At 51.1% G+C, this 15,507-nt stretch carries 12 protein-coding genes; 9 read left to right on the top strand and 3 right to left on the bottom strand.

The genetic code is table 11. From position 1 onward, the window contains the following. Positions 1-450: 450 nt before the first annotated feature. On the bottom strand, positions 451-1,770 hold the full coding sequence (locus KF749_16950) for an IS110 family transposase (GenBank protein ID MBX2992842.1): 1,320 nt from the start codon (positions 1,768-1,770) through the stop codon (positions 451-453). A gap of 168 nt (positions 1,771-1,938) precedes the next feature. On the opposite strand from KF749_16950, the gene KF749_16945 reads away from it, so the two are divergent. The 4 genes from KF749_16945 to KF749_16930 all read left to right on the top strand — a co-directional run bounded on the left by KF749_16945 (position 1,939) and on the right by KF749_16930 (position 10,528). Next, entirely contained in the window at positions 1,939-3,060 is a 1,122-nt protein-coding gene (locus tag KF749_16945) for a hypothetical protein (protein ID MBX2992841.1), read from the top strand. 67 nt (positions 3,061-3,127) lie between these two features. Continuing rightward, positions 3,128-4,885, top strand: coding sequence for a T9SS type A sorting domain-containing protein (locus KF749_16940; protein ID MBX2992840.1), 1,758 nt, complete (start codon positions 3,128-3,130; stop codon positions 4,883-4,885). Between the two features lie 534 nt (positions 4,886-5,419). Then, positions 5,420-9,337, top strand: coding sequence for a S8 family serine peptidase (locus KF749_16935; protein ID MBX2992839.1), 3,918 nt, complete (start codon positions 5,420-5,422; stop codon positions 9,335-9,337). Positions 9,338-9,754: 417 nt separating this feature from the next. After that, entirely contained in the window at positions 9,755-10,528 is a 774-nt protein-coding gene (locus KF749_16930) for a hypothetical protein (protein MBX2992838.1), read from the top strand. 159 nt (positions 10,529-10,687) lie between these two features. On the opposite strand, the gene KF749_16925 is transcribed toward KF749_16930, so the two are convergent. Both KF749_16925 and KF749_16920 read right to left on the bottom strand, forming a co-directional pair. After that, positions 10,688-11,257 carry a restriction endonuclease gene (locus tag KF749_16925; protein MBX2992837.1) on the bottom strand — a complete coding sequence of 190 codons (570 nt, stop codon included), beginning with the start codon at positions 11,255-11,257 and terminating at the stop codon, positions 10,688-10,690. After that, a complete protein-coding gene (locus KF749_16920) occupies positions 11,254-12,231 on the bottom strand; it encodes a site-specific DNA-methyltransferase (GenBank protein ID MBX2992836.1) in 978 nt (325 codons plus the stop codon). Before KF749_16920 ends, KF749_16925 begins: the two co-directional genes overlap by 4 nt. A 275-nt stretch (positions 12,232-12,506) precedes the next feature. On the opposite strand from KF749_16920, the gene KF749_16915 reads away from it, so the two are divergent. The 5 genes from KF749_16915 (at position 12,507) to KF749_16895 (ending at position 15,500) form a co-directional block, all read left to right on the top strand. Then, positions 12,507-12,851 carry a cupin domain-containing protein gene (locus tag KF749_16915; protein ID MBX2992835.1) on the top strand — a complete coding sequence of 115 codons (345 nt, stop codon included), beginning with the start codon at positions 12,507-12,509 and terminating at the stop codon, positions 12,849-12,851. 67 nt (positions 12,852-12,918) lie between these two features. Then, on the top strand, positions 12,919-13,401 hold the full coding sequence (locus tag KF749_16910) for a DinB family protein (protein ID MBX2992834.1): 483 nt from the start codon (positions 12,919-12,921) through the stop codon (positions 13,399-13,401). 226 nt (positions 13,402-13,627) lie between these two features. Then, positions 13,628-14,518, top strand: coding sequence for a hypothetical protein (locus KF749_16905; GenBank protein ID MBX2992833.1), 891 nt, complete (start codon positions 13,628-13,630; stop codon positions 14,516-14,518). 45 nt (positions 14,519-14,563) lie between these two features. Continuing rightward, complete coding sequence (locus tag KF749_16900; GenBank protein MBX2992832.1) at positions 14,564-14,974, top strand: DUF1801 domain-containing protein; 411 nt, start codon at positions 14,564-14,566, stop codon at positions 14,972-14,974. A gap of 115 nt (positions 14,975-15,089) precedes the next feature. Next, entirely contained in the window at positions 15,090-15,500 is a 411-nt protein-coding gene (locus tag KF749_16895) for a VOC family protein (GenBank protein ID MBX2992831.1), read from the top strand. Positions 15,501-15,507: the final 7 nt, after the last annotated feature.

Raw genomic sequence — 15,507 nt, 5'->3', positions numbered from 1 at the left:
CTGCTTGCTCAATGTCAAGTGAAAAATTGTTCTTTGTCATGAATACGCTTCCTTCGTGAGAGATGCACATTGCGATTGCGGTTTCCTTTTGCGTTGTGCGGACGCTTGTCTGTTGCTCAGGCCGTAGTAGTCCTGTAGCGCTTTGCAGGTGACGTCAAAGGAGGACGCAGAGTCTCCCGGCGTGTTTTCTGTTCAATCCAAACTTGCTTGCGATGATCCCGAATCTGAGTCGGGAGTGTTCAGCAAATATTCTTATTCGATTCGAACAGAACCGGGGACTGCCCGAAGAGGATCAGTTAGTCGGAGCGTCCGAGAAGATTTCTCTCAGACCTCTCAGCGGGCAAAAGCGCTTCGAGCGTCCCGGTTCCGACAGTGTCGGAACTCGTGTACAGCAACGTCATGTTGCGAACTGCGCTTGCAGTGGTAGTGCAATGTCAGAGCGTTCTTACCTCATGCAGCAACGTTCTTGTGTGATGACGTTTTCAGTTCGGTGTAGCGTTCTTCCAGTTCGTGCATCGCTGCAACTGCTTCAGGGCGCAGCTCATACTTGTGCTGATGCTTTTCCATGGCAATGATCAACTGGAGCAGTTGCGGTACGGCGGCAACAACGTTCTTCACATGCTTGCGTCTCTTGAGTTGCCGCCGCAGATATTTGCACCGGACTTCAGGCACACGCTTGGCGGTTTCTTCGGCCATCTTGTAGACAATCCACCGGAGCCGGTTATTGCCGATGGAGGAGATGTGGCGTGTGCCGGAGTACCGTCCGGAATCGTAGAGACGCAAGTTGAGCCCGGCGAGTTTTTCTAAATGCCGGTAGTGCGTGAAGCGAGTAAGGTCATACACTTCACCCAAAAACAATGCAGTGAGTTTCGGTCCTGCACCCGAGAGACTGTTGATGCGTTCGTACTGCGGCAGTTGCTTCGCCCGGACGATGAGTTCTTCCAGCACACGATGCAGATGCAGTTCCAGCGTGTCAATGAGGGCAAGAAACGCATCGAGCGTAATGCGATCTGCTAAACGTTCATCGGACTGGCGGACAATGCCAATGCTGGTGCGAGCAGCAGCTTGCAGCTCTTCCAGTGTGGCACGGCCGCATTGGCGGCGTGAAATCTTTTCGATGGCACTGCTTTCGGTGCGGAGGTCTAACGCCAGGAACTCATCCGGGAAGAGATACTTCCTGAGCAAGTACACCGCCGTGTCGGTATCGATGTCGAGAATGCGAGGGAACTCGGGGAACACCCGATCGAGCAGCGAGCGCATGCGGGCACGATTTTGTGCACGGTTCTTTCTGAGTTTGTCGTAGGTGATCGCAAGCTGATGCATGGCGTTGGACTCCGGCGGAAACTGTTCGTACTCGTGATAGGCTCCCCGTTGAGCAATGGTTGCGACGAGATACGCATCCTTCGGATCAGTTCTTGAAAACTCCATGCTCATGATCGGTCGCGAGTGATGGGTACTGAGCGGCGAGACGAGCACGACGCTGTAGCCATGCGCACGCAGATAGAATGCGAGTGTTTCCCAGAGGTTGCAGGCCGTTTCGATGGCGAAGACAACATGCTGCGCGTTGCAGTTCGGGATGACCTTCGCGATATTACGCCAGAGAATCTCGCTGTAGCCGGCAGCATTGACGGGAAACGAGAAGGATGCACCACGTTGGTTACCCTGTGCGTCGACGACGGCAGCCTGGTGTTTGTCTTTTGCGGGATCGATGCCGATGAGGATTTTGCCTGCGAGCTTTTCTCGCAGTCCTTGCAAGCGTTGATGGTTCATGGTAAGCCTCCTTGTTGTTTGAATGGGTTTGGACATCCAAAGATCAACAAGCAGATTCATAACGGCAAGCCGTGAACGGGAGGGGGGCGAACATCCCCTCTCCCACTAATTGAACATAGAAATCGTTATACGCCAAACCCCTCTCTGATTATCTGAAGGAAAAGACTTGTGCCAATTGCCTACATAGTAAACGAAGACGGTTCTACCTCCACGATGCAACAGGTGCGTTGCAAAGATGAGGACCGCGACCTTCAAACTTTGCTCGGGAAAAACCACTCTCTTCTTGCCGGAGACCAGATAAGCCCAGAAGACCCTCGTCGTTGGCTATTGGTAAAGCGAGAGATGCCAGTCCCAGACCCAAATTCTGGTGAAGACAGGTGGTCTATTGATTTCTTCTTCGTCGATCAAGCTGGTATGCCTACATTTGTTGAGTGCAAGAGGTATTATGACACCCGCTCAAGGAGAGAAGTTGTCGGACAGATGTTGGAGTATGCAGCGAACGGAGTCTTCTATTGGGGTAAAGAGGCAATTCGGCAATATGCGGACGCAACAGCGCGGGAACGCAATCAGACGCTTGAAGCGGCTCTTGTTCAACTAACAAACGATGAGTCTGTTACGGTCGACATGTTCCTGGAAACAATCCTCACCAACCTAAGTCAAGGTCAAGTGAGACTTGTGTTTTTTCTCGAGGAAGCCCCCTATGAGCTTCGCAGTATTGTCGATTTTCTCAACAAACAGATGGAGCGTGCAGAGGTACTGATAGTCGAGGCCAAACAATTTGTCAACGGGGGTACCAAAATTGTCATTCCGTTTCTCTTCGGCTACACAGAACAAGCGAGGCAAATCAAACGAACCGTGACCATTTCTCGAGACTCATCTGGTCGTCGGAAATGGGACGAGGTTACTTTCTTCGAAGATGCCCAATTGACTCAAGGTCTCTCTGCTGAGCAACTTGAAGCAATTCGAAAGCTCTACGACTTTACCGTATCGAGGGCTGACAATGTGAGTTGGGGAACCGGCACTAATCGGGGTTCATTCAATGCAAAGTTTTCCCGTATCAGTGTTCGCTCCCTGTTTTCCGTCTATTCAGATGGATACCTCACGTTAAATTTTGGTTGGCTGGAGAATGAGAACGAGCGCAAATACCGAGACAGTCTCCGCGCAAGTGTCAGTCGCATCGAAGGTCTAACCATCAGCACCGACACGCAATATCCGGGGCTCTCGATTGAACAGTGGGCACCACATCTTAGTGCTTTGCTCGAAGCGATTGCCGAGGTGATTGGCTCGTGAGGGGTTCGGCGTATAACAAACGTGGCCACGACACTCACATCATTTGGTGAGGCGTAGGTGAAGCGCAGTGTGGCGCAATAAAAAGTGTTCGTTCCATGCCCGCCTCATTCATGCCAAAAAGAAAAGGCATAGAGGCGGGCACGGCGTGGCCACTGAACGTTATGCAACACGCACGGCGGCACGGAGACAAAAGCAAAAAATGGTACAACCAGAGGGTGACGCAATGAGGTTTGCGGCTCACACGACTCCCTGTGGCGACGAGAAAGCACTTGGCAGCCGCACTGACCCCATTCCTAACATGAGACTGGCATATTTAATAATTCTGACAATTGGGTTCATCCAATCGGCCTACGCGCAGGATTTCCAAGTGAGCACAACTGGTCATGCGCACTTTGCTCCTTCGGTTGCCTCCGACTCCAACGGAAATTTTGTGGTTGTCTGGAGCGATGCTCGCAACTCTATCGAGAATGGCGGGTTAGACACAGGTGCCGCAATCTACGCGCAGCGATTTGATTCGAGAGGGCTGCCAATTGGCGGAAATTTCAGAGTGAGCGAGACAGTGCTCGGCGGAGGGCCCCGTGTCCCTTCAATTGGCATGAGTCGCAACGGAGACTTTATTGTCTCTTGGCATGGGCCAAGCGGCACCAGAGTGACGGGAGACGCGGATATTTATGCGCGAAGATATCACGCTACTGGAATGCCTTTGGGTCCTAGTTTCAGAGTCAGTGATGATACTGGAACAAGTGCTCAGATTGATGCCAAGATCCTTGTCCGTTCCGACGGGAGCTTCGTCGCTACATGGCTTGATCGTCGCGAAGGGCCATTGTACTCTTACGCTCAATTCTACGACAGCACAGCGACTGCTGTCGGAACCAATTTCAGAGTCAACACAAACAGTGTTCCCGGAGTTGCAAGACTTGGAGGATTTGACGATGGCAGATTCTTTTTCATGTGGTCAGGTTATTTGCATATCTATGCAGCTGATGGTGTTCCGGCTCCTGACATCGTTCACATAGGAAAAGATGGATTTTCACTTGAAATCGGCGCAGATTCACTACTTGTGGTTTGGGCGCCGTTCCCCCAATACAATTTCTTTATGCGCGTATATAATACTTTGGGAGTGGCACTAAGCGACAGTTTCAAAATAGAGGAAGATGACCCGGTTGACAACCCACTGGGAAGAATCTCAGCGTCGAAATCCTCCACCGGAGAGATCATTATGGCGTGGGAAGACCATAGGAACGATCCTCCAAGTACTGTAGCCGACGGCGACATATACGCACAGCGATATGGCCGACGGCTCGAACCGATAGGGATGAATTTCAAAGTGAACCATGAACAAGAGGAACGACCTCAAGGCGATCCAGTTGCAGTCTTTCTCAATGACAATTTTGTGGTAGCCTGGTTAGACGATCAAACACCTGAACCATGCCCCCCGCTGCCGCCAGGAGTTGTGGGCCAGGGTGTTGCTAACATTGTTGCTACAATTCAGCCCTTTGATAATCCCACACCAGGGGAGGTCTTTGGCTGGAGGACAAAGAAGAGCCGGTGTCCTCCGCCGTCACAATACCGCCTGTATCAAAACTATCCTAATCCATTCAACCTTGAAACCACCATTTCATTTGATGTGCCTCGTGATAGCTTTGTGGACATTACGGTATTTGATGTGCTTGGGAGGCGGGTGCGGCGTTTGGTTTATGATACGTTTACCGCTGGGCGTTATCGAGCGACATTCAACGCTGGCGGGCTGTCGAGCGGAGTCTACTTCTGTCGCATGAAAGCAAATCAATTCAGTTCATCACGCAAGATGGTCTTGGCAAGATAATAGACCAGAAAGGAAGGTACTGCCGCCATGAGGGTTACAAAACCGACAAGCGACAGGTAGGTCTGCCGCTTGTCGGGTACAAGCACGGGGCCGCTGTCAACAGTCCATTGCGTCTGCGCAGCAGCGGCCTTTGTGCCAATTCCAATATGCGCAGATGCGATCTCTTAATCAACCAAGGAGGTTGCTATGAAAACGCTCTGCAGTATCTTTCGCAGAATTCTTGTCTTGTTCGCATGTGGGTTCACAGTTTGTCCCACTGCGAGCGCCCAAGTCACAGTGCACAATGGTGTGGTCTTGGCCGACTATCTAACTGTGAAATTCAAAATACCGGTCATACAGGTACCAGACGGTGAGAACAGGGCTGTTCTCTCAGACATCAAGCCTTCGATGAAAAACGTACAATTGTTCTTCGCTCAATTCGGGGATGGGCTGGCCTTCACAAAAGTGATCCCAAATGCAAGACCAGAAGACACAGTGTACATTACTCCCTCCGGTCAAATAAGAAAGTTGCACAATTGGTCGCAGGTATTCAGAGTGAGCTTTCCTGAACCCGTTGATGTTATTCAGACTCTTCAAGCTCTCAATGAACTTCCAGAAGTTGAATATGCAGAGCCCCCCATCCAGATCGTGCATGATCTGACGCCGAATGACTTACATCTTAACGGCAATCAGTGGTATCTTCCGAAGATCCAAGCCGAACAGGCGTGGGACGTAACTACCGGGAGTGCAAGTATCAGAATTGCTCTAATTGAACGCGGTGTCGCTCCTCATGATGATCTATATGGAAAACTTGCTGCGGGGGAAGGCGGTTACAGCGGGGATCACGGCGTAAAAGTTGCAGGCGTTGCTGGTGCCGCAACAAACAATTCTTTTGGGGTTGCTAGCCTTGGATGGAATAGCCTCCTTGTCCCCATGAACTCCGCGAATGGAACGGACATAGCGTCGGACACTCGAAACGCTGCTGATCCGAACTTGGAGCATCGTGCAAACGTAATCAATTGCAGTTTCAAAACTGTATGGGTGAATGCAAATAATACATACTATTCATACAATTATTCCAGCATGCAAGCTGCTGTTGAAGATGCCCAAGCCTGGGGGAGATTGGTCGTTGCCAGCGCGGGTAATGGCCCGCAGGACGCAAACGATCTCGATGTCGTTCCATACACCCAATGGCCTGCTGCATACGCAGGGGTACTGGCAGTTAGCGCAACCAACAGCGCCGACCAATTTCCTTCAGGTTACAACTATGGCAATCATGTAGATGTCAGTGGTCCTGCAATCGACATACGAACGTTGAATCTCAGCAACGGCTATGCAAGCGTGAATGGAACTTCATTCAGTGCACCCCTCACTTCTGCAATTGCAGCGCTAATATGGTCGGTCAATCCCAGTCTGACTGCGACAGATGTTGCTAACGCCATAACATCGCAAGCAGACGACTTGGGCCCAGCTGGTTGGGATGACCACTATGGTCATGGCCGCATTAACGCGTTCAAATCGGTACGTCAAACGTTCCAATCCCAAACGCTCACCATTTCTTCCTATCAACCCACCCCCGGTGGCGTTCTCTTCAACACGAATACGCTTGGAGGGACAGTCTCATACATCGGCAACAAGTCGTCCTCATCGGGCGGGCCATTCTATTCGCATGGTTCTTTCCCGTCCGCGCCAGTGTGGATGAGTATGGCTGACATTGACATTCAAACAGGTCTTCCGTACGTCAACACAACGCCGTACTATTGGACTGTTCATGGCTGGAACTCCACAGCGGGTACAACAGCGCCTTCGGCAGTTAGCGGACCCGTTGCAGCGTTTCATCTCAAATCCACTTCACCGTCCGCAACCGGAAATAATAATCAACAAAAGATTGCACGCGCTTACCCGGGACAGCAACGCCATTTCATGGTGTTCGAATCAGGAGGAGATATCTATTTGTCAAAATCGACGAATGGCGGAAGTACGTGGTTGCCCGAACTGTTGGTGAGTCAGGGTAACGGGCAATACGCAAATCCTTCTATTGAAGATATCTACTATTCTTTCTTTGAAGGCCCGACTCACGAATCATACATCGTTTGGGAAGAAAATCCTGTTGGGGCGAATGGTTATCGGATTTGGTCGCGAAGAAGAAATAATCTCAACGATACATGGGGTCCTATTACCCTGTTACACGAGAATCTTACGAGTCGGCCCGCTGCCGCGTTGCCAACAATTTCAGGATACTATGTTTTCTGGCGCAGCCCGAGCGGCATTCTTTGGACGCATGTTCAAGATTATTTTCACACAGCGTATAGCGTTCCCGGGACCGACGCCAACTCGAACTCTCCGTCGGTTGATCTCCATGTTTTCACTTCCGGCACAGCCCATCTTACTTGGGAGCAAACCGGTTCGGGAATACGATATTCCAGGGGTACAGTCGACCAAAATGGCACCAACTCTTGGACTCAGGTGTATAGTATTGCTGATAATTCGGGCCTCACGACCAATGCACGTCCGACTGTTGTTGGGAACTACTCCGGCGATGCCTGCATCGCATGGAATTACAAGTTTATTACAAACGGCAGCGTCAAGTTCAGAACTGTTGCGCAAAACGGAACAATGTCCTCAGTTACAACATTCCCTAATCCGCCCGGCACCACACGCATCCCGACTGGTGCATCTCTTTCTCACTATCGGTTAACGTTTTCCAATGATTTAACACTGAGTTGGCAGTCCCCTGCGGATGGTGTTATTGCGCTGTACTATCGCAACGGTAATTGGCAATCACCTTTCGTTGTTGCTCCGTCTGCTCAGCACGCGCATGTAAGTAGAACGTGGTCGCTTTATGATGGGGAGAGGCTTGCGCAGTTCATGGGAACGCAAGGGAGCTTGTATGACATTTATGCAATGTCACTTCCTTCCACTACACCCGCACCACGTTCTCCCCTTCTCCTAACTCCGACAAACGGAGCGACAGGAGTTCCGGTTCCAGCAACATTTACATGGGATTATGTCATCGGTGCCTCGACCTACAGGCTTCAGATTGATGACAACAGTGATTTTAGCAGTCCGGTTGTTGATGTGTCAGGGTTGACAGCCACGAACCATTACGCATCGTTGAACACGTCGACAACATATTACTGGCGTTTGAATGCAACAAGCCCGTATGGCACGAGTGCTTGGTCAACCGTTTGGAGTTTCACAACAGGCGACCCTCTCCCGCCATCATGTCCATTCGTCTTTACCTGGAACGGTGACGAGTTCGTCGAGGACAACAACATTCTACCCCAATCGCTTGAACTCGAGAATTCAGGCATTGATGTTCTGGATGTATATCGCCTGATGAAGCCACCGGTTGCGAGTGACGGCAAATACCTGCTCCAGATTCGTGAGGACGCTGAAGACTACTCTCGCTTCGACAATTTCACTTTGGTTGCCGTTGACCATCCCACTCCGATTACAGTTACGATGAAGGACGATGGAACTGTGATTCCTTATATCAAACCGTTCAATCTGCATCGTGCCCGACATCGAGACCGTGATGTTGTGAGAGAACTAATATCGTTCGATTCTCTTGTGGTCAACACGTCTCCCGGCGACATGGTGGACTTTGGCTTCAAGCGGTTTTCTGGCGGCTCGGGTCTGCAGCCTGAGTTTGGTGATCCAATTACCAACTCCGATTCTCCGATGGGCGACGACGAAGAGGGTGGCATCGAAGGTGGCGGCAGCGGTGAAGAAGAGGAGACGGATGCCATTGGCAGGCCCCTTCTCTTCAGTTCGAACGGTGGACAGGGTTCGATATCACAAATTCTGGGTGCATACTTCAGGCACAACCCGTCGCTCGTGTATATACCCTTCACGGTGTTTGATACCACCAACGTGCAGCTTATGTGGTCATCATCTGTCAAACTGGATTACCTGAACCTCGCCGTCAAGGTTCCGGTCCGCGTGACGACAAGAGAACTCCGGCCCGAGAAGGCAATGCACAGTCTAGCAGGCGATGTCACGGAGCAGCTTGTTTCCGTTGACAGTAGGTACGCAGAACTCGCACGGGGTCAAGCACTCGACCTGACATTCGCAGCGCCACACGTTGCTGGCGGTATGAAGCGCACATTCTTCCTGATCACTACGGGACGGTATGAGCATCTGCAGGCTTCACCCGGGAATCAGCTTTCCAAGTTAACATCTTCGCCATCATTTGCCGGAGTCCCAACGGACTACAAGTTGCACCAGAATCATCCGAATCCCTTCAACCCGACAACTGTCATCAGATACGATCTTCCCATCGATGGTCACGCGACATTGAAGGTGTACGATGTACTCGGAAGAGAAGCTCTCACTCTTCTCGACGGCAACAGGCTGGCTGGATTTCACCAAGCGGTGTTTGATGCACGTGGACTGTCGAGCGGGACATATTTCTATCGTCTTCAGGCGGGCGACTATGTCTCAGTGAAGAAATTGCTCTTGCTCAGATAGGCCCGCTGCGTTGCGTGTGCGCCGCAAAACCAAGAGGGCAAGTTGCACCACACGCAGTTGATAGAAGCGTTTCCGCAGCGCCCACATCCTGTTTGTACGAAGATAGTGTGCGCGCTGCGGAACTGTGGTTGGATGTGTCGTGCAACTTGAGCGCAGTTTTACCTTGGTCGTTGCGATTTCAGAGATTCAACTCTGGTGAATCCTGAACAATGTGCCGCCGTGCGCGTCGCATAACAAATGCAAGCATCGACGTTCACACATCTGTTAAGGCTTTCGCACGTGCTCACGCTCGCTCGACATAATTGTGTTCACTCAACGGCGCACACTTTTATGTCAGAAAAGAAAGAACATTGAGTGCGCCGTTGCGTGCTTGCTAAACGTTAGCTGCCATTTTTCTCTTCCGATAGAAGGCGAGATATGGACCAGAATCTCATGAGTTTCAAGTATCTGTTGCATACTGAGGAGCAGACACGGGGTCAGACCGAAGAGCACCTCCGAGGCTGGGTCCAAAAGTATCCGGAGTTTGTAGACTTACTTTTTCAATCCGCATACTTCACAGGTAAGCCAGAATCAACAGAATCCCATGAGGGGGCATTTCATGCTTTTGCCCATCATCAGTTGCTCCGTTACCCATACACCCTAAGGGCGGCCGCGTTACTGCTGGCGAATGGATACTACTTTGAAGCAGTGTCTCTTGTCAGGAACATGTACGAAGTCCTAATTCAGCTCCGCTACTTCTCAAAACATAAGGAGCTGCTTTCAGACCATGTGCTCAAGAGAAGGGTACGGTTTCGAACGATGTTCGAAGAAATCGCACCTGGCTTCTATGACAATGTATATGGGAAGCAACTTTCGGAATTCGCTCACGGTGGTTTTGGCTCTTTGATTTTCAGAACAAGCTACAGTTCACCTCAAGAAGGAACCACGACAATGGGGTCGGTTTACAATGCCGAACTGTGCTCGTATTCATTGAACCAGATCTTCGTTGTCGTCTGCGGAATGGTGAACTTCCTACCTGAGTTCTTCCCTCAGTTTTCCGAGCTTGCTCCACCTGAGGTGTCGGGGAAGCGGACAGAACTTCTTGATTGGTTAAGAAATGCGAGAGGTCAACATATCAAAGTGAACTCGAAGGCAGAAACATTCTACGGCTGGGTACTTCCAATGATAGAGATTGAGAAAAACGGCAGCTAACAGCGACAAACTACGTCGCTCACACATTTGGTAAGACTCGGTCAACGCAAGTTGGAGCGAACTCAGTAGAGTTCGCTCCACACGGCACGCATTCATAAAGAGCGTGGAGTGCCGTGTGGCGTAGTTTGCGCACACGTTAAGTGCCATTTGCACCAATGGCTATTTGTCGATTCCTAGGATGAGAACAGGAATGTCGATATCAGAGACGCCACGTTGTTCCAAGTCCCAAACGAACTGCTCGAAGTATGAGACACCGCTGGACATCTCTTCAGCGAATTGTTTGACGGGCACAATTTCAACTCCGGCTTTGATGTATCCAAGCTTATTGAAGATGGTCATCTTTGCACAGACGTTGTATACCATGAAGGCATACTTACCGAACTGGACTTCGATTCCAAGATTGTTTTTGATGAAGTCCATTTCTCGAAATGCGCCCTTTTTGAGGTCGGCAGGTTTGTAACCAGGGGTATAGTATTGGGTAGGATAATCACAACGAACACGAACGGATCGCCAGCCAAGGCTGCCAAACTCTTCCTTAAAAGCTTTATTGAGAGTCTTGGGGTCAAAGAGCATTCTTCCCGGCATTGTTTTCTCTTTGCTCTCTTTAACCTTGGCTTTTTGAGCACTCACGCGACTTATGGCTCGCTCAACTTCTTTCAGCAGTTGCGGATATTCTTGGTTAACAGTTTCTTCCCCTTTGTTGAAAGAGAAGATGCCGACGATTTTCATTCAGTATCTCCGTTTCCGTTCTCTTTCCACTCAGGCGGAATCTGCGATACACTCTCTCGTCCGGTCGGCTCATGTACAGGTTTTCCCAGTGGTCTGATTTTGAGTTTGCCAGTGTAGAAGTCTTCGATACGTTGTTGTGCGGTTTTGATGTATTCTTGTTCTTTGTCAACACCTGCGGCTTTGCGGTCGTGCTTTAGCGCTGCAATCAAGGCAGACCCTACACCGCAGTACGGATCAAGCACCCAATCAGCCTTTTCCGTGAGAGCGAGAACGCATCGCTCAATAAGTTCAATTGGATATTGGCAAGGGTGATTCGTTTTCTCGGGATGATTTGCCTTCACGTTCGGGATGTCCCAAAGCTCTTCGTCCCATTCTTGTGCAACGAATTCCCAAACATCAGACGGGTTCTTGCCGAGTGGATTTCCAGAAGGCAAACCTCGTTTGGGACCTTTGAAGTGTCGCTTGCCTGGATACTTCGAGGGTACTCGGACAGAATCGAGATTGAAGGTGTATTTATCTGACTTTGTAAACCAGAGAATTGTTTCGTAGCGTCCAGAGAATCGTTTGCTGGCGTGCAGACCATGATTGAAGCGCCAGATGATTCGATTCCTAAGTTTCAAGCCGTGCTTCTTGAAGTGACTGTAATACAAGGTGTCTAGTGGAAACACTTCTGAGTTCTCGACGAAGTTGCCAACCTGCCAGCAAATGCTTCCGTCGGTTCTCAGCTTTTGAACAAGTTGATCGATTACTTGGTCTTGAAAGTCGAGGTAGACTTCAATGCCAGTTTTGCTCTCATACTCCTTGCCGAGGTTGTATGGCGGCGAGGTTATGATGAGCTTGGCAGTTTCGTTTGGGACGGTCTCAAGAAAGTCGAGTGTATCGCCACAATGCAGGACAATCTGTGCGGTCGGATCGAAGTCCTCACAGACATCTGGCCCTTTGAACATCGGAAGTGTATTGGTGTTGGTGAGCATGGGTCAATTTACAAAATAGATTTGCATGGAGCAAACGGCACTTAACAAATGCAAGCACGTCATTCGTTCGTCTGTAAAGGCTCTGCTCGTGCCAACGCTCGCGCGATAAAGTTGAACTCATTCAACGGCACGCACATTTGTGTCAAAAAAGCAAAAGCATAGTGCGTGCCGTTGCGTGCTTGCTGAACGTTATGCGTCATGCCCGGCCCTCATGACACGAAAGGTAGCGCAATAGTAGGGCGCGTGATCTAGTAATTCACCATAGGAGTACAGCCTTGGCGATCCAACATACAAAGAGTACCGAAATCGAGTGGCAGCCACTTGTTGAACCAGAGGTCAAGACCGATGGCATCTATGTCAAGGTTCTTCGATTCGACGAGCCGACCAAGCGGCCACCTACATTCATGTTGAAATTCGACCCGGGAGCTTCATACCCAAATCACACGCATCCAGCGGGCGAAGAGGTTTTTGTTCTCGACGGGGAAGTCAGATTTGGGCCAACGTTGTTGTCGAAAGGTGATTACCTCTACACACCACCAGGCGAGACACACTCAGTGTTTTCAAGGTCAGGTTGCGTCATGCTGTTTGTTGTGCCGGAAGAAGTGGTAATTCTGAAATAGAAATGGTCTTTCAAAGCGACGAAAGTAAGCCGCATAAGTTCGGCCGACAGAAAGATAGGTGGAACGTATGACAACGGAGGTAGACCGACTGGAGGACCAGCTTAGGCGAGCGCTTGAGGGCGAGGCGTGGCATGGGCCCTCGGTACTGGAGTTACTGACTGGCATTTCTGCGACGCAAGCGGCCAGCCATCCTATCGCCGGTGCACATAGCATTTGGGAAGTTGTGCTTCACCTTGCGAATGACTATGATCTGGTACTCCGGAGATTAGCGGGCGATGGGCGCCAGCTTACTGCCGCTGAAGATTGGCCTGCATGTCCGGCATCAACCGAGGAGAATTGGCAGCAAACGCTGCAGGAGCTCAAGCGACTAAACAACAAGCTGCGGCAGGCGGTGCGGGACTTTCCGGTCGGACGGCTGGATGACCCCCTCGTACCAGAGGTTCCCTACACCGCGTACACGCAGTTCATCGGCGTCACGCAACATAACTTATATCATGCTGGTCAGATTGCGCTGCTGAAGCGCGCCTTGGCCTCGTCAACGGCTGCATAAATGAGGGATGGCCTAACAGCCAGTTGGAGCGGACGAACGGGCCGGACACGAACGCATAACAGCGCCAACTATACACTCACATCATCTGGTAAGGCGAAGTTGAATCTCAGATTGGCGCGACAAGTAGAGTTCGTTCACCGCCTCACTCAACAATAGAAGAAAGAGTTCGGCGGTGCGTAGTTGGCGCACACCTTACACCTCCACCAAACCACCAAGGATCACCATAATGCCTAAGTTCATGAAGCTACTCGTCATCGGATTGGCTCTTGCGGGAAGCAGCGCCTTTGCCCACCCCGGCTCCGGGATTGTGGTGGACCGGCAAGGCAACGTGTACTTCATTGACACCGGTGCCGGTGTTTGGAAAATTGATCGGGCGGGCACGCTCACCAAACTTCCCGGCCCGGCGTATCATTGGATGGCGATTGATCTCGACGGGTCGCTGGCAGATGTGACGCTGCCCTATTTCGCGTCCGAACACGCAACCATTGCGCGAGTCGGCACCAACCCGACACTGCTTGTTGCGAGTGATTTTCCTCTCGCTGTCGGGCCTGACGGCAGTTTGTACTACCCCTGGCTTCAGTCCGGCGAGGGCGTACAGATCTTTCGCCTATGGCCTTCCGGCAAAACAACGGTCGTGAAGACACTCCCGCCCGCCCGATCGGCAAGCGGCGAAATGCGCTGGCGCAACGGCATCACGGTTGCAGCCGATGGTTCGGTGTACTATTCGGAAGACAGCGCCGTGCGGAAAATCTCGCCGCAGGGTGAACTCACAACCATTGCAAGCAACCTCAGCTTGCCCGGATGCGGATCGGTTGCCGGGGTCGAGACCGAGCTTGGCGTGTATTGCCGCGATCTCGATGTTGATAGCGCGGGAACCGTGTACGTTGCAGCAACAGGCTGCCGGTCAGTCCTGAAAATAACACCGGATAAAAAAGTGTCAACCATTCTGCAGGCGACAAGTCCCTGGTCGCCGACTGCGGTAGCCGTATCCGGGACGGATGTGTACGTGCTTGAATATCTTCACACCGCAAACGAAAACAGGCGCGAGTGGTTGCCGCGGGTGAGAAAGATATCTTCCGACGGCACCGTCACCCTGATCGCAAGTGTAAGCAGATGAACAATCTGAACATGACAATCATGACGAAAGAAAAAGGAACTCTGCATGGGTAAATTGGCGGAAATAAAAACCAAAGAAACAAACGCAAGCGTCAAGGACTTTCTCGATTCCATGAAAGATGAGGCAAAACGCAAAGACAGTTTCATCATACTGAAGCTGATGCAGAAGGCCACAAAGGAGAAGCCCAGGATGTGGGGTAGCTCGATGATCGGTTTTGGAAACAAGAGATACAAGAGTCCCGCAACCGGAAGGGAAGTGGATTGGTTCAAGATCGGGTTCTCTCCACGAAAAGCGAACTTTTCATTGCACCTTGTGTTGGATATTCAGAAGCATGCTGCTACACTGAACAAGTTGGGCAAGCACAAAAACGGCGTTGGTTGCCTCTACATCAATAAGTTGGATGATATTGATCTGAAGGTCCTGGAGGGTCTGATTAATGAGGCTGCCAAGAAATGACAGGCTTCATTCCTTCATCCCGCCGGAACATCATGCGGCGGAACGGCCAAAGTCCGGCGCAATTGAGACCCGGCGCGACATCTGTTTGCCACACCAAACGCATACAACCGAAAGCATGAGGAGCACAATGTCCAACCCGTTCACCGGCGCGGTTCCCATCCTGAGAGTCAACGACCTTGACGCATCGCTCGACTACTACATCAGCAAGTTAGGCTTCAAGAAGAACTGGCATTGGCCTGGCTTTGCATCGGTGGGGCGCGATGACGTTACGATTTTTCTTTGTGAGGGAGGGCAAGGGCATCCCGGAACGTGGATGTCTGTTTTTATGAAGGATGCGATGGCGGTGTACGAAGAGTACAAAGCAAGTGGGGCCCGGATCGTCGAGCCCCCGATGAATTTTCCGTGGGGACATTGCGAGTTTCTTGTGACGGATCTTGACGGACACATACTCCGCATGAGCGGCGACAAGACTGGGCCCGACAGCGATGGGTACGAAAAGACGCTTAGGGCGCAACCAACGAAGTGATTTCGTT

It is taken from the genome of Bacteroidota bacterium, assembly GCA_019637975.1.
Lineage (GTDB): Bacteria > Bacteroidota > Ignavibacteria > UBA10030 > UBA6906 > CAADGV01.
The sequence above is the reverse complement of the archived record's forward strand: the minus strand, read 5'-3'. Positions and strand labels throughout refer to the sequence as shown.